We start from the raw sequence: 13,973 nt of genomic DNA, 5'->3' as shown, positions 1-13,973 counted from the left end.
GGACTATGCCTCCTTCGCCACCGTCACCAGCAGCGTATCGACCTGCACCTGCGCGCCAGCCACCGCCGTCAGCACCTCGACCACCCCGTCGAACGGCGCGACCAGCGCCTGCTCCATCTTCATCGCCTCCAGCACCAGCAGCCGCTGACCCGCCGTCACAGCCTGACCCTCGACCACTTCGACCGACACAATCCGCCCCGGCATCGGCGACAGGATCGTCCCGTCGCCCGCGACAAAGCCTTCACCGCCCCCACCGCGCGCCTCGTTAAAAACGCGGGTGACGCCATCTTCGGTGACGACCCACCCTGCGTCGATCTGTTCCACCCACGGACAATCATCTATCGAGCGATCGGCGAACAAGACTTCGTAATCCGCCCCGCCATCATTCAGCCGGACGATGGCGGGTGCCTTGTCACGGTTCAGACGAAAGCCGCGATTGCCCCACGGCCCCTTGTCCGTCGCAAGCCACGTTTCGCGGATGTCGCCCGCACGACCACCCAGCGAATTATCGACGGCTAGATGCGCCACCGCCTGAAGCACGGCCTCGGACGGCTCCGCGTCAGGAATAAGCGCATCGCCCTCGCGCGCGATCAGGCCGGTGTCGAGCACGCCAGCCTCGAAATTCTCATCCCACAACAGCAGATTAAGGAAGCCCGCATTGGTTTTTACGGGCCAGCAATCCGTGCGCTCGGTCATGTCACGCAGATTTGCAATCGCCTCCTCCCGCGTCGCCGCATGAGTCACAAGCTTGGCGATCATCGGGTCGTAAAAGGGTGAAATGGTGTCGCCCTGCTGCACGCCCGTCTCGATCCGGCAACGCTTCGTGCGACGAAGCTGTGGCAGCTTGAAATAATCGAGCCGCCCCGTGCTTGGCAAAAATCCCTTTGCCGGGTCTTCGGCATAGAGCCGCGCTTCCATCGCCCAACCATTGATCGCGATTTCGTCCTGCCGCAACGGCAATGCTTCGCCTGACGCCACGCGCAGCTGCCACTCAACCAGATCGACGCCAGTGATTTCCTCGGTCACCGGATGCTCGACCTGAAGCCGCGTGTTCATTTCCATGAACCAGATGCGGTCGCCGTGCAGGCCCGCGCTGGCATCGGCGATGAACTCGACCGTCCCCGCCCCGACATAATTGACCGCGCGCGCCGCCTTCACCGCCGCATCGCACACGGCCGCGCGCGCCGCGTCGGTCATGCCGGGTGCGGGTGCTTCCTCGATCACCTTCTGGTGCCGCCGCTGCATCGAACAGTCGCGCTCGAACAAGTGAACCACGTTGCCATGCGTATCGCCGAAAATCTGCACCTCGATATGGCGTGGCGACAGGATGTATTTCTCGATCAGCACCTGCGCATTGCCGAACGACGAGGTTGCCTCACGCTGGCACGATCCCAGCGCGTCGAGGAAATCGGCGGCGTCATCCACACGCCGCATCCCTTTGCCCCCGCCGCCCGCGACCGCCTTGATGAGGACGGGATAGCCGATCGCGTCGGCCTCCGCCTGCAACCGCTCCGGTGCCTGATCCTCGCCCAGATAGCCCGGCGTCACTGGCACGGCGGCGTCCATCATCAACTGCTTGGCCGCATCCTTCAGCCCCATCGCGCGGATGCTGTCCGGGTTCGGCCCGACCCAGATCAGCCCGGCGGCGATCACCGCCTCGGCAAACTCGGCGTTCTCCGACAGGAACCCATAGCCGGGATGGATGGCTTCCGCCCCGGTCTCCAGCGCAGCGGCAATGATCCGCGCCCCGACCAGATAGGAGTCCCGCACCTGCGACCCGCCGATATGCACGGCCTGATCGGCTTGGCAGACGTGGAGCGCCTTGGCGTCGGCCTCGGAATAGACCGCAACGGTGCGGATGCCGAGTTGCCGCGCGGTACGGATGATCCGGCACGCGATCTCGCCGCGATTGGCGATGAGGAGGGAGGTTATCATGCTGGAAACGCCTTTTGATTCAGCCGTAAATCGAGCAACTTCTCGCCTGCTTCAGTCCAACTCGCGAAACGCGCCTCTGCATCAATCAAGCCAAAGGCCGCGAGAACTTTGAAAGCTTCCTCACCTGCCCCCATGCACAAATTATCGAGAACGCCTGTCTCATGGTTTTCGAGATACTGGCTAGCCATTGACGCCAACGCGAACAGCATGTGGCGCTCACGCTCAGTCTCGATTGAAAGGGTTCCGGTCATCATCACATCCGGAACACGCCAAAGCGTGCCCCCTCCTCCACCGGCGCATTCAAACACGCCGCGAACGCCAGCCCCAGCACGTCGCGCGTCTGCGCCGGGTCGATGATCCCGTCGTCCCACAGCCGCGCGGTCGCGAACCACGGATTGCCCTCATCCTCGTACTTTTGCCGGATCGGCGCCTTGAACGCCTCGGCCTCTTCCGCCGTCCAGGTCGCGGCGTCGCGATGGACCGTCGCCAGCACCGATGCCGCCTGCTCCCCGCCCATCACGCTGATCCGCGAGTTCGGCCATGAAAACAAAAACCGCGGCGAGTAAGCCCGCCCGCACATCCCGTAATTGCCCGCGCCGAACGATCCGCCGATCAGCACCGTGACCTTCGGCACACTCGCCGTCGCCACCGCCGTCACCAGCTTCGCGCCATGCTTGGCGATGCCCTCCGCCTCATATTTGCCGCCGACCATGAAGCCGGAAATGTTCTGGAGGAACAGCAACGGAATGCGCCGCTGGCACGCCAGTTCGATGAAGTGCGCGCCCTTGACCGCGGACTCGCTGAACAACACGCCATTGTTCGCCAGTATCGCGACCGGCATCCCCCAGATATGCGCGAAGCCGCAGACCAGCGTCGTGCCGTACAGCGCCTTGAACTCGTGAAACTCGCTGCCATCGACCAGCCGCGCGATCACTTCATGCACGTCATAGGGCGCGCGCACATCGCTCGGCACCACGCCGTATAGTTCCTCGGCGTCGAACTTCGGCGGGCGCGGATCGAGGACCGCAACGTCCGGCGTGCGGTCACGCGGCAAGGTCGAGACGATATCGCGCACGATCGTCAGCGCGTGCGCGTCATTCTCCGCGACATGATCGACCACGCCGGACTTGCGCCCGTGCAGGTCGCCGCCGCCCAGATCCTCGGCGCTGATCTCCTCGCCTGTCGCGGCCTTCACCAGCGGTGGCCCGGCGAGGAAAATCGTCCCCTGATTGCGCACGATGATGCTCTCGTCGCTCATCGCCGGGACATAGGCACCGCCCGCCGTGCAGCTGCCCATCACGCACGCAATCTGTGGGATGCCCTTGGCGCTCATATTCGCTTGGTTGAAGAAAATCCGCCCGAAATGGTCGCGGTCGGGGAACACATCGGCCTGATTGGGCAGGTTCGCGCCTCCGCTGTCGACCAGATAGATGCACGGCAGCCGGTTGGCCTCGGCAATCTCCTGCGCGCGTAGATGCTTCTTGATCGTGGCGGGGTAATAGGTGCCGCCCTTGACCGTCGCATCGTTGCTCAGGATCATCACCTGCCGCCCCGACACGCGCCCGATTCCGGCGATCAGGCCAGCGCCGGGCACTTCGTCGTCATACATGCCGTTGGCGGCAAGCTGGCCGATCTCAAGAAACGGCGCGCCGGTGTCCAGCAGCCGCTCGACGCGCTCCCGTGGCAGCAATTTGCCGCGCGACGTGTGCCGCTCCCGCGACTTCTCGTTCCCACCCAGCGCGGTGCGCGCAACATCGGCGTGCAAGCGCTCCACCAGCGCGCGATTATGCGCGGCATTGGCGCGAAACGTCTCGTCCTCAGCCGACAACGTGGATTTCAATACCGGCCCGCTCATCTTGTCACTCCCGCCCCGCTCGCGCACAGATTGCGAAAAGGGAAAACCATGCCGACGATCCTGCTGCTCATCGCGTCCAACATCTTCATGACCCTCGCCTGGTACTGGCATCTGTCAAAGGGTGGGCTGAACAAGCCGATCCTGACCGTCATCCTCATCAGCTGGCTGATCGCGGGTGTCGAATATTGCTTCGCCGTCCCTGCCAACCGTGTCGGTTTTCTTGCGGGCTGGACACCGGGCCAGCTCAAGATCGCGCAGGAGGCAATCGCGCTGATCGTGTTCGGCGTGTTCATGGTGACGGTGCTAGGCGAGACGCTGCACTGGCGCCACGCCGCAGCGTTCGCATGCATCATGGCGGGGGTCGCGTTTCTGTTCGTCGGCAAATGACTCACGGAACGACGGCACCCGGCGCGGTGTAGAACACCTGCGCGCCCGGCCCCAATGGCAGGTCGAGCGTCACCCACGCGATCACCATCGAAATGCCCAGCGTCATGAAGGTCAGCGCATAGGGCAGCATCAGCGCGAGCAGCGACCCCACCCCGAACGACTTGTCCCAGCGCCGCGCGAACACCAGGATCAGCGGGAAATAGCTCATCAGCGGGGTCATGATATTGGTGTAGCTGTCCCCCATCCGGTACGCCGCCGTGGTCATTTCCGGGCTGATGCCGAGCAGCATGAACATCGGCACCACGACCGGCGCGAGCGCGCTCCACTTGGCGCTGGCCGAGCCGATGAACAGGTCCAGGAAGGACGACAGCAGCAGCACGCTGACCAGCAGGAATGGTGCGGGCAACGCGAACCCCTTCAGCACCTCCGCCCCATTGATCGCGATGATCGGGCCAACATTCGACCAGTTGAACATCGCCACGAAATGCGCGGCGAAGAATACGAACACGATATAGGGGGCGAGGCTGGCGATGCCTTCCTTCATCATTCGGGTGACGTCGTCCGCACCCTTGATCGTGCCTGCCGCGGTGCCGAACGCGATGCCGCAGCTGACGAACATCAGGAAGAACCCGGCGATCAGCGCGCCGTAAAAGGGTTGCAGCTGCGCCGTCCCCTCCGCGCTTTCGTTGAGCAGCGGGGAGTAGCCGGGGATCAGCGTCAACGCGGCATAGAGCGCGACGATCGCCAGCGCCGCAAGGCCAGCGCGACGCAGACCGCGCCGTTCGTCGGTTGTGACTTCGGAGCGTTCCAGTTCGGCCTTGACCTCATCATCCGCCTCACCGCCCCATTTGCCCAGGCGCGGCTCGACCACCCTGTCGGTGATGAACCAGATGGCCGGTGTGAACACGATCACGATCGACAGGATGAACCACCAGTTACCGACCGGGTTCATCGTCCAGCCGGGCTCGACGATCCGCGCCGCTTCCTGCGTAAAGCCGAACAGCAGCACGTCGATCTGCCCCGGCGTGATATTGCCCGCATAGCCGCCGGACACCGCTGCAAACGCCGTCGCCAGCCCCGCCACCGGATGGCGCCCCGCCGCTGCATAGGTCAGCGCGGCGAGCGGGATGAACACGACATAGGCCGCGTCGGACGCATGGTGCGACACCATCCCGATCACCGCAACGATGGGCGTCAGAATGTAACGCGGCGCATTGCCCAGCGACGCGCGGATCAGCGCGGAGAACATGCCGCTGCGCTCCGCCACCGCCGCGCCCATCATGATGACCAGGATCAGGCCGAGTGGCGCAAATCCGGCCATCGTGCGCGGCATCTGAGTCAGCAATTTGCCGATATTGGCTTCGGAAAACAGGCTGGACGCCGAATAGGTCAGCACGCCCCCGGCCAGCGTCGCCCCCTCCGGCGCCTCCTCGCCGGTGTAACTCAGCGATGCCGACCAGCCGAGCCATGCGCCGACCGCCGACACCAACATGAGGGCGACGATCAGATAGACGAAGATCATCGTCGGTTCGGGCAGCATGTTGCCCGCCCGCTCGACAAAGCCCAAGAAACCGCGCTGGCGTCGGGCAGCGTCGTCTGAAACTATCGCGTCAGTCATGCGGCTCCAATCAATTCGCGTCCGATCAGCATCCGGCGAATTTCATTGGTCCCGGCACCGATGTCCAGCAGCTTGGCGTCACGCAGGAAGCGTTCGACCGGCCAGTCCTTGGTATAGCCCGCGCCGCCCAGCGCCTGCACCGCCTCACCCGCGACGCGGAACGCATTCTCGCTCGCAAGCAGGATCGCGCCCGCCGCGTCGAACCGCGTCGTCCTGCCCGCGTCGCACGACTTGGCGACGGCATAGACATAGGCGCGGGCGGAATTGAGTGCGACATATATGTCCGCAACCTTGGCCTGCATTAGCTGGAACGAGCCGATTGCCTGCCCGAACTGCTTGCGCTCACGCAAATAGGGCAGGACGACGTCGAGGCACGCCTGCATGATGCCGAGCTGAATGCCCGCCAGCACGGTGCGTTCGTAATCCAGGCCCGACATCAGCACGCCGACACCGCCGTTCAGCGGCCCCATGACGTTCTCTTCCGGCACTTCGCAGTCATCGAACACCAATTCGGCAGTCGGGCTGCCGCGCATCCCCATCTTGTCGATCTTCTGACCGATGCTGAATCCGGGCATGCCCTTTTCGATCAAGAAAGTGGTGATGCCGCGCGATCCCTCGCCGGTTTTGGCATATACCACCAGTGTGTCGGCATAGGCGGCGTTGGTGATCCAGAATTTGGTGCCGTTCAGGACATAACGGCCGCCCTTATGCTCAGCGCGCAGTTTCATGCTGACGACGTCCGACCCGGCTCCGGCCTCGGACATTGCGAGCGAACCGACATGCTCGCCGGAGATCAGTTTCGGCAGATATTTCGCCTTTTGCTCAGGGCTGGCCCAGCGGCTGATCTGATTAACGCACAGATTGGAATGCGCGCCATAGGACAGGCCGATCGACGCCGATGCCCGCGACACTTCCTCGCACGCAATGACATGCTCCAGATAGCCGAGGCCAAGGCCGCCATATTCCTCGCTGACGGTGATCCCGTGCAGACCGAGCTCACCCATCGCCGGCCATAGCTCCTCGCGCGGAAACCAGTCGTCGGCGTCGATCTTCGCGGCCAGCGGTTCGATCCGCTCGCGCGCGAAGCGCTCGGTCGTCTCGCGGATCATGTCGGCGGTTTCGCCCAGCGCGAAATCCATCTGGGGCAGGCTCATCTGGCTCTCCTACAACCTTTCGTCGTCACCCCGGGCTTGACCCGGGGTCCCGCTTCTTCGACCGGTCGCCGTTAGCGGGACCCCGGGTCAAGCCCGGGGTGACGATCTTAAACTGTTACATCACCTTCTAGCCGCACATCACGCCCGAGAAAAATTGAAACGCCGCGCGGGACAGCATAGACAAAAACTATGATAGACCGCCAATTGCTGCGCTATTTCCTCGCCGTCGTCGATAGCGGTACGTTCACCGCTGCGGCGGCGCAGGTCAACGTGTCGCAGCCCAGCCTGTCCGCCGGAATCGCCCGACTGGAGCGCGAAACCGGCGCGAAACTGTTCCGCCGCAACAGCCAGCGGGTCGAACTGACAGAGGCGGGCGCGCGTCTCGCCGTCCACGCCCGCCGGATCGAGCGGGAGTTCAATCTGGCGCAGGCGTCGATCGCCGGGCTGGTCCTGGTCGATACGCTGCGGCTTGGCGTGCTTGCGACCATCGCCACGGCGGAACTGGCGGGGCTGGTCGAACGACTGGCAGTCAGCGCGCCGGGTACTCGCGTCGAGCTGGTCGAGGGCAATGAGCGCGGTCTTGCGCAGAATCTGGCGCGCGGACGGATCGACCTTGCGCTGACCTCGCTACGCGACGATGCCGGTGCAATGGACCCCGAACCCTTGAGAACCGAGGGCTATGTCATGGCGCTCCCCGCCGCACATCCGCTCGCGGGCGAGGCTGCCATTCCCGGCGAAGCGCTGTCGGGCGAGACGATGATCGTGCGCCGCCATTGCGAGGCGCTGTCGCAGACCAGCCGCTATTTCACCGCACGCGGCATCCGCCCTTTCTTCGCATTGCGCACCACCAATGACGACCGCGCGCTGGACATGGTCGCCGCCGGGCTTGGCGTCACCGTCGTCCCCGCTTCGCATCGCCATCCCGGTGTCGCCAGCCCTGCCCTGCTCGGCTTCGACCTGACCCGCACGCTGGCGCTGCTATGGGGGCCGGATGCGGTGAACATGCGTGAGGCATCGGCACCGGTGCTTACCGCATTGCGCGAACAGTTCGGGGGCTGACACCCGCGCCGCTTTCGCTATGGGAACGGCAAAGGGAGAGTATCGATGGCAGGCCGGTATTTCGACGAATGGCAGGTTGGCGACCGCATCGTCCACGATCTGCGCCGTACGGTGACCGAGACCGACAATCTGCTTGTCTCCACCCTTACCCACAATCCGCAGCCACTTCACCTCGACGCCGAATATGCGGGCGCGACCGAGTTCGGTCGAATCGTCGTCAATGGCACTTTCACCTTCGCGCTGCTGGTCGGCATTTCGGTCGGCGACACGACGCTCGGCACATTGGTGGCCAATCTCGGCTATGACGAAGTACGCATGCCAAAGCCGGTGTTTATCGGCGACACGCTGCGCGCCGAGACCGAAGTGATCGAACTGCGCCCGTCCAAATCGCGCCCGGGCCAAGGCATCGTCACGTTTCGCCACACGATGCTGAACCAGCGTGACGAGATCGTCTGCAGCACCCTGCGCAGTGCGCTGCTCCAGCCAAAGCCGTAAAAGCCTCCGTTCCGGATATTCCCGCCGCACTCGGACGCTCGCGGAGCCGCCCGGACCCATCCGGATCGGACCCATCGGCCGCCAGACCCTTCATCGCCGTTAACCTTGTGCCGTCAAAGATTTTTGTCGGAACAATGAGTTATTTGCCATGCGTTTGGTTTCAAACCGTCGCGGCACGGCGATCGTGGAGTTTGCGATCCTGTTGCCGGTCATCCTCGCCCTGCTGGTCGGTGTGCTGTCGTTCGGCCTTTATTTCGGAGCGGCGCATTCGGTGCAGCAACTGGCGGCGGACGCGGCGCGGCGCAGCGTGGCCGGGGAGACGACGGCGGAACGCCAGACTCTGGTCACCGATTTCGTCACGGCGAACGGCCCCGCCTATTTCCTGATCCGCGCCAACCGGCTGAGCCAGGTCAGCGCCACGGTCGAGGCAGGCGGGCGGTTGCGCGTGCGGATCGCCTATGACGCATCGTGGCTGCCGATCTTTTCGTTCGCCCGCATCATCCCGCTGCCCGACAGCACCATCACGCGCGATTGCGTCATTCTGGAGGGCAGCGCATGACCCGCCGCCTCTCGACCGATCGTCGCGGCGCAACGGCCGTGATGGTCGCATCCGCCCTCCCCTTCCTGCTCGCCGCCACCGCCGCCGCGGTCGATGTCGGCGCGGTCGCGCTCGAACGGCGGCGGATGCAGGGCGCGGTCGACGCCGCAGCACTCTCCGCCGCGCAAGACCTGGCCAGCGCCACCGTTCGCGCAAACGCTATTCTCTCGGCCAACCGTGCCGAAGGTGCCGCGACAACGCAGGTCGCCACGGGATCGGTGAGCGGCAGTGGCAGCGCCCGGGCCTTTACCGCCGGGGGCGCGAACGACGCCGTGCGCGTCACCGCCACCTATCCCAATCAGGCCTATTTCCTCCGCGCGCTGGGGCTTCGCTTCAACGATGCGACCGTCAGCGCCGTCGCCAGCCGCCGCAATCTCGGCGCGATCTCGATCGGCTCCGGGCTGGCCAGCTTCGATAACGGGCTGGTCAACACCCTCACGCGCGGCCTGACCGGATCGAGCGTCGGCTTCTCGCTGCTGAGCTATCAGGGGCTGGCGACGGTCGATCTGAACCTGTTCACCTTTCTCGACGCCGTGGCGGTGCGCGCGAATCTCGGCGTGATGACCTATGACCAGCTGCTGGAGCAACAGATCGCACTACCCGTGTTGCTGCGCGCGCTGGACGATACCAGCGGCGGTCACGGGCTGGGCGCGGTCGCGGCCGGTATCAACGGCACGCCACGCTCGCTGCGGCTCGGCGATCTGATCGGCCTCGACATGGCCGGCGCGGGCAATACGGGGAGCGGCGGCGCGTCCGCGCTGCTCGCCCGCGTTCGCGCCAGCGACTTGCTGGGTGCCATGCTGTCGGTCGCCAACCGCGATCACATTGTCGCGCTCGATCTCGCGGGCAGCATCCCCGGCCTCGCGTCGGTTCGCGCCGAAATCAAGATCGGCGAGACGATACAGTCCAGCCCGTGGATGGTCGTCAATGATCGCGGCGGGGTGGAGGTCAGCACGGCGCAAGCGCGGGTCAACCTCGTCGCCGAAGTCGGACCGTTGCTTGGTCTGGCCGTCAAACTCCCGCTCGCCGCTGAAGTCGCACCCGCCCGCGCGATTCTGGATGCCGTGCCATGCGCGCCGCGCGACACCGCCGCCGTGCGTGCCCGCGCCGGGGTTGCGCGACTGGCGATCGCCGATCTCGCCGTCGGCGATCCGATCCCGGCGTCCGCCGCCGCGCTGACCCCTGCGCCGCTGATCCGCGCACCGCTGATCTCGGTCGATGCCAAGGCGTTTGGCGCCCTCGAAGCGTCGAACTGGCAGAATCTCAGCTTCACCAGGGCCGAGATTGTCGCGCACCAGATGAAGGCGATCGCCACCACCGATGGTGTCACCAATTTGCTGGGCACCACGCTGCAATCGACGCAGATCGATGTGAACATCCTCGGCCTCGGCTTGGGCATTGGCCTGCCAGGCCAGGGACAGATTGCCACGCGCCTGTTGCAGGTCGCGCCCGCACTGGAGACCGCGTTGTTCCAGCTGCTCGCCTTTGCCGGGCTCAGCATCGGCACCGCGCATGTCCGGGTCGATGGCTATCGCTGCGGCAAGCCGGTGCTCGTCTTATGAAACAAGGGGGGAATATGAACAATCCAGCAGCATATGATGCGGCGCGGGAGAGCGATGCACGCTATTTCCGCGCTCGCGCCCGCGACGAACGCCGCCGCGTCCGGCACGCCGCGAGCGAACGCGCACGCCGCATTCATGACGAAATGGCCGAACATTATGAAACCGTAGCCGCCTTGCTCGATGGAAACGCGACGGACGAACCGCGCTCGCTCGCCGCGTCCTTGCGTGCGATGCTGCAACGGTTGAAGGGAAGCTGATCGAGCTTGGGTTTCCGGAGGCTTCCGCGCTAGACTGTTCCCGCATGACCCGCTTCACCGTCAACAATCAGCCAGTCGAATACAAGCTCGACGCCCGCACGCCCTTGCTGTGGGCGCTGCGCGACGCATCCAACCTGACCGGCACCAAATATGGTTGCGGCACCGGCCATTGCGGGGCCTGTACCGTCGATATCGACGGCGCGGCGGTGCGATCCTGTCAGGTGACGATCGGATCGATCGAGGGCACATTCGTGACAACGATCGAGGGTTTGTCCGAAAATCGCGGCCATCCGGTGCAACAGGCGTTCCTCGCCGCCAATGTCGGGCAGTGCGGTTACTGCATCCCCGGCATGGTGATGGCGGCTGCGGCGCTGTTGCGGAAAAATCGCAACCCGTCCGACGAGGACATCACCGCCGCGATCACCAATTTATGCCGCTGCGGCATCTATCCCCGGCTGATCGAGGCGATCGGACGCGCCGCGCGGATGGCGCGCGGTGAAGTAGAATCGGCGCAGGACGAGGACAGCGGGCAGGCTCCGGCGCTCGACGCGGACCAAGCCCCCGCGCCCGACGCGGCAAGGTGAATCCTTTCGCAATGCTTTCAACGCAATTCAGACACGCGTCAGCCGACTCGGTGCAGAAGGCATTTATTCTGAACGCCGGTGGTGAGCCGGGAGCGGAGGACTGAGATGAAGAAGTTTATTCTGGCTGCGTTGATCGGCGCGACCATATTGACCCCCGTTGCCGCCACGGCGCAGGAACGTGGACAACGACAGGGCCGTGGCGAGGCACGTGGCGGTGGCGAGCAGCGCCAGCAATTTCGTGAGCAGCGTCAACAGGTCCGCGAGCAACGTCAGCAGCAGCGCGTTGCCCAGCCACAGCAGCAGGCCCCGGCACCGGCACCGCGGCAGTTCCAGCAGCAGCCGCGTCAGGCTGCACCGCAGCGCCAGTATCAGGCACCGCAACAGGGACAGGCTCCACGCCGCCAGCTCGGCCAGCAGGGTGGCGCACCGGCCTTCCGGCAGGAGCGCCGCGAGGATCGTCGTGATTTCCGTCAGGAACAGCGTGGCGACCAGCAGGGCTTCCGTCAGGAACGGCGTGAGGATCGCCGCGACCTGCGTCAGGGTCAGGTGACCCCGCGCCAATACCAGCAGGACCGTCGTGGCGACCGCCAGGATTTCCGGCAGGACCGTCGTGGCGATCGTCAGGACTATCGTCAGGACCGGCGCGGCGATCGTCAGGATTACCGTCAGGACCGTCGTGGCGATCGCCGCGACTGGAACCGCGGCTGGCGCGGCGACAACCGCTATAATTGGGGCAATTACCGCCGCCAGAACCGCAACATCTTCCGTCTGCCGCGCTATTATGCGCCGTCGGGCTGGAACTATGGCTATCGCCGCTTTTCGATCGGCTTGACCCTGGGTTCGATGCTGTTTTCGTCGAACTACTGGATCAATGATCCGTTCTACTACCGCCTGCCACCGGCTTATGGCGACTATCGCTGGGTGCGTTATTACAACGACGCGCTGTTGGTGGACATTTACAGCGGTGAAGTGGTCGACGTCGAATACGACATCTTCTGGTAACCCAGACAGATCGTCGTGTGATCAGATCGTCACGGGGAGGCCCGGTCGGCAACGACCGGGCCTCTTGCGTTTCAGGCCCGCCTCGGCAAGTTGGCAGCCCATGAGTATCTTCGCAAAACCCAAACAGGGCGGTGCCTCGATGGCCCGCGCGCGCGTGTCCCAGACGATTACCGCACGGCTCGAAGCCCATCCGTCGGTGCGCAAGGCCAAGGTCGATGCCGCGCAAATCTATTATTATCAGAATTTCCTGAGCGACGCGGAATGCGACACGCTGATCCGCCTGATCGACGTCAACCGCCGCCCGTCGACGCTGCTCGCGGCATCGGACGATCCCTATTTCCGGACCAGCGAAAGCTGCGACCTCGACCGCTGGGCACCCGAAGTTCGCGCGATCGACGAACGCATGGCCAGTCTGATCGGGACGCCCCCCGAACATGGCGAGACGATGCAGGGGCAGCGTTATGCGCCCGGCCAGCAATTTCGCGCGCATTATGACTGGTTTAGCGAGAATCAGGAATATTGGGCGGCGATGAAGGCATCGGGCGGCCAGCGCACCTGGACCGCAATGATCTACCTGAACGACGTCGAAGAGGGCGGCGCGACCTGGTTTCCCCAGGCCGGCATTCGCGTCGCGCCCAAGCGCGGGATGCTGCTCGCATGGAACAACATGAAGCCCGACGGCGCACCCAACCCGGCGACCCTGCACGAAGGAACACCGGTGGTGGCCGGGGTGAAATACATCATCACGAAATGGTTCAGGGAACACCCGTGGATCAGCATGCCGATCAAGACGTATTGATGCGTGTAATCCTCTCCCGTCAGGGAGAGGATTTAGACCATGGTTACTTCAGCTCAAACCCCGTCACCCCGGGCTTGACCCGGGGTCCCGCTAATGGCGAACGTTCGAAGAAGCGGGACCCCGGGTCAAGCCCGGGGTGACGAGAACATCAGCGTGATGTCATCACGCTATGGAGATTTCACATTCGACCGAAACCGCATTCGCGTGAGCGATCGAACCCTAAAGCAACATGCCTTCGCCGCCGCTGCGCAGCGCCAGCACGCGGCCGATGGTGTCGAACAGCGCGTCCATCGCCACCGGCTTGAACAACACTTCGTCCGCCCCTGCGGTGAGGCAGCGTTCGCGCAGATCGACTGCCGTGTCCGCCGTCACCACGACGATCGGCAATTCCGCCTTGGCATCGCCGCGCGCACGGATGCGCTCGATCGCTTCGATCCCGTCCATGCCGGGCATGCGCAGATCGACCAGAATGACGTCGTAATCCTCGGCTTCGATCTTGCGGAGCCCCTCCTCGGCATGCTCCGCTTCGGCCATCGTCGCGCCCGCCACGTTTAGCATGTCGCGCACCACCCGCCGGTTCATCGGATCGTCCTCGATGAACAGGATATTCATTGGCGGACCGGGGCCTTGTCGCCAGACGTGCGGAACGAGAATGTCATATGTGTGCT

Annotated in this window: 15 protein-coding genes; 9 read left to right on the top strand and 6 right to left on the bottom strand. The window is 64.4% G+C overall.

Going from position 1 to position 13,973, the window contains the following annotated elements; translation table 11 throughout:
• Nucleotides 1-3: 3 nt before the first annotated feature.
• From U1702_RS03555 to U1702_RS03545, 3 genes are read right to left on the bottom strand one after another with little or no spacing between them, the layout of a single operon-like run.
• The gene (locus tag U1702_RS03555; protein ID WP_332722109.1) at nucleotides 4-1,935 is read right to left on the bottom strand and encodes an acetyl/propionyl/methylcrotonyl-CoA carboxylase subunit alpha; all 1,932 of its coding nucleotides are present in this window, start codon (nucleotides 1,933-1,935) and stop codon (nucleotides 4-6) included.
• Nucleotides 1,932-2,189: a hypothetical protein gene (locus tag U1702_RS03550; protein WP_332722108.1), complete on the bottom strand. Its 258-nt coding sequence runs from the start codon at nucleotides 2,187-2,189 to the stop codon at nucleotides 1,932-1,934. Before U1702_RS03550 ends, U1702_RS03555 begins: the two co-directional genes overlap by 4 nt.
• Nucleotides 2,189-3,790: a carboxyl transferase domain-containing protein gene (locus tag U1702_RS03545; RefSeq protein WP_332722106.1), complete on the bottom strand. Its 1,602-nt coding sequence runs from the start codon at nucleotides 3,788-3,790 to the stop codon at nucleotides 2,189-2,191. Before U1702_RS03545 ends, U1702_RS03550 begins: the two co-directional genes overlap by 1 nt.
• 48 nt (nucleotides 3,791-3,838) lie before the next feature.
• Here U1702_RS03545 and U1702_RS03540 point away from each other — a divergent pair, with 48 nt between their 5' ends.
• Nucleotides 3,839-4,177: a DMT family protein gene (locus tag U1702_RS03540; RefSeq protein ID WP_332722104.1), complete on the top strand. Its 339-nt coding sequence runs from the start codon at nucleotides 3,839-3,841 to the stop codon at nucleotides 4,175-4,177.
• A gap of 1 nt (nucleotide 4,178) precedes the next feature.
• Here U1702_RS03540 and U1702_RS03535 read toward each other — a convergent pair whose 3' ends face one another.
• Together U1702_RS03535 and U1702_RS03530 are read right to left on the bottom strand one after the other, a co-directional pair.
• Nucleotides 4,179-5,795, bottom strand: a complete 1,617-nt coding sequence (locus U1702_RS03535) for an AbgT family transporter (protein ID WP_332722102.1) — start codon at nucleotides 5,793-5,795, stop codon at nucleotides 4,179-4,181.
• The gene (locus U1702_RS03530; protein ID WP_332722100.1) at nucleotides 5,792-6,949 is read right to left on the bottom strand and encodes an isovaleryl-CoA dehydrogenase; all 1,158 of its coding nucleotides are present in this window, start codon (nucleotides 6,947-6,949) and stop codon (nucleotides 5,792-5,794) included. The genes U1702_RS03535 and U1702_RS03530 overlap by 4 nt, the downstream gene beginning before the upstream one ends.
• A 189-nt stretch (nucleotides 6,950-7,138) precedes the next feature.
• On the opposite strand from U1702_RS03530, the gene U1702_RS03525 reads away from it, so the two are divergent.
• The 8 genes from U1702_RS03525 (at nucleotide 7,139) to U1702_RS03490 (ending at nucleotide 13,305) form a co-directional block, all read left to right on the top strand.
• The gene (locus tag U1702_RS03525) at nucleotides 7,139-8,008 is read left to right on the top strand and encodes a LysR family transcriptional regulator (RefSeq protein ID WP_332722099.1); all 870 of its coding nucleotides are present in this window, start codon (nucleotides 7,139-7,141) and stop codon (nucleotides 8,006-8,008) included.
• Between the two features lie 45 nt (nucleotides 8,009-8,053).
• Nucleotides 8,054-8,503, top strand: a complete 450-nt coding sequence (locus U1702_RS03520) for a MaoC family dehydratase (protein ID WP_332722097.1) — start codon at nucleotides 8,054-8,056, stop codon at nucleotides 8,501-8,503.
• A gap of 148 nt (nucleotides 8,504-8,651) precedes the next feature.
• Nucleotides 8,652-9,062: a TadE/TadG family type IV pilus assembly protein gene (locus tag U1702_RS03515; RefSeq protein ID WP_332722095.1), complete on the top strand. Its 411-nt coding sequence runs from the start codon at nucleotides 8,652-8,654 to the stop codon at nucleotides 9,060-9,062.
• Nucleotides 9,059-10,663 (top strand): pilus assembly protein TadG-related protein, encoded by a 1,605-nt coding sequence (locus tag U1702_RS03510; protein WP_332722093.1) that lies wholly within the window; start codon nucleotides 9,059-9,061, stop codon nucleotides 10,661-10,663. Before U1702_RS03515 ends, U1702_RS03510 begins: the two co-directional genes overlap by 4 nt.
• A 14-nt stretch (nucleotides 10,664-10,677) precedes the next feature.
• Nucleotides 10,678-10,920 carry a hypothetical protein gene (locus U1702_RS03505; RefSeq protein WP_332722091.1) on the top strand — a complete coding sequence of 81 codons (243 nt, stop codon included), beginning with the start codon at nucleotides 10,678-10,680 and terminating at the stop codon, nucleotides 10,918-10,920.
• A gap of 44 nt (nucleotides 10,921-10,964) precedes the next feature.
• Complete coding sequence (locus U1702_RS03500) at nucleotides 10,965-11,504, top strand: (2Fe-2S)-binding protein (protein ID WP_332722090.1); 540 nt, start codon at nucleotides 10,965-10,967, stop codon at nucleotides 11,502-11,504.
• Between the two features lie 105 nt (nucleotides 11,505-11,609).
• Nucleotides 11,610-12,506: an RcnB family protein gene (locus tag U1702_RS03495; protein ID WP_332722088.1), complete on the top strand. Its 897-nt coding sequence runs from the start codon at nucleotides 11,610-11,612 to the stop codon at nucleotides 12,504-12,506.
• A gap of 100 nt (nucleotides 12,507-12,606) precedes the next feature.
• Complete coding sequence (locus U1702_RS03490; RefSeq protein WP_332722087.1) at nucleotides 12,607-13,305, top strand: 2OG-Fe(II) oxygenase; 699 nt, start codon at nucleotides 12,607-12,609, stop codon at nucleotides 13,303-13,305.
• 219 nt (nucleotides 13,306-13,524) lie between these two features.
• Here the strand turns inward: U1702_RS03490 and U1702_RS03485 are convergent, their stop codons facing one another.
• The gene (locus U1702_RS03485; protein WP_332722085.1) at nucleotides 13,525-13,917 is read right to left on the bottom strand and encodes a response regulator; all 393 of its coding nucleotides are present in this window, start codon (nucleotides 13,915-13,917) and stop codon (nucleotides 13,525-13,527) included.
• Nucleotides 13,918-13,973 lie beyond the last annotated feature (56 nt).

It is taken from the genome of Sphingomonas sp. LT1P40 (assembly GCF_036663835.1).
Taxonomy (GTDB): domain Bacteria; phylum Pseudomonadota; class Alphaproteobacteria; order Sphingomonadales; family Sphingomonadaceae; genus Sphingomonas.
Note: the sequence above shows the minus strand (reverse complement) of the source record. Positions and strands in the feature narration are given on the sequence as shown.

Coding starts and splice junctions, on each gene's coding strand:
- U1702_RS03555 (WP_332722109.1), bottom strand. CDS start 1,935: ATGATAACCTCCCTCCTCATCGCCAATCGCGGCGAGATCGCGTGCCGG.
- U1702_RS03550 (WP_332722108.1), bottom strand. CDS start 2,189: ATGATGACCGGAACCCTTTCAATCGAGACTGAGCGTGAGCGCCACATG.
- U1702_RS03485 (WP_332722085.1), bottom strand. CDS start 13,917: ATGAATATCCTGTTCATCGAGGACGATCCGATGAACCGGCGGGTGGTG.
- U1702_RS03540 (WP_332722104.1), top strand. CDS start 3,839: ATGCCGACGATCCTGCTGCTCATCGCGTCCAACATCTTCATGACCCTC.
- U1702_RS03530 (WP_332722100.1), bottom strand. CDS start 6,949: ATGAGCCTGCCCCAGATGGATTTCGCGCTGGGCGAAACCGCCGACATG.
- U1702_RS03500 (WP_332722090.1), top strand. CDS start 10,965: ATGACCCGCTTCACCGTCAACAATCAGCCAGTCGAATACAAGCTCGAC.
- U1702_RS03515 (WP_332722095.1), top strand. CDS start 8,652: ATGCGTTTGGTTTCAAACCGTCGCGGCACGGCGATCGTGGAGTTTGCG.
- U1702_RS03525 (WP_332722099.1), top strand. CDS start 7,139: ATGATAGACCGCCAATTGCTGCGCTATTTCCTCGCCGTCGTCGATAGC.
- U1702_RS03510 (WP_332722093.1), top strand. CDS start 9,059: ATGACCCGCCGCCTCTCGACCGATCGTCGCGGCGCAACGGCCGTGATG.
- U1702_RS03535 (WP_332722102.1), bottom strand. CDS start 5,795: ATGACTGACGCGATAGTTTCAGACGACGCTGCCCGACGCCAGCGCGGT.
- U1702_RS03495 (WP_332722088.1), top strand. CDS start 11,610: ATGAAGAAGTTTATTCTGGCTGCGTTGATCGGCGCGACCATATTGACC.
- U1702_RS03545 (WP_332722106.1), bottom strand. CDS start 3,790: ATGAGCGGGCCGGTATTGAAATCCACGTTGTCGGCTGAGGACGAGACG.
- U1702_RS03490 (WP_332722087.1), top strand. CDS start 12,607: ATGAGTATCTTCGCAAAACCCAAACAGGGCGGTGCCTCGATGGCCCGC.
- U1702_RS03520 (WP_332722097.1), top strand. CDS start 8,054: ATGGCAGGCCGGTATTTCGACGAATGGCAGGTTGGCGACCGCATCGTC.
- U1702_RS03505 (WP_332722091.1), top strand. CDS start 10,678: ATGAACAATCCAGCAGCATATGATGCGGCGCGGGAGAGCGATGCACGC.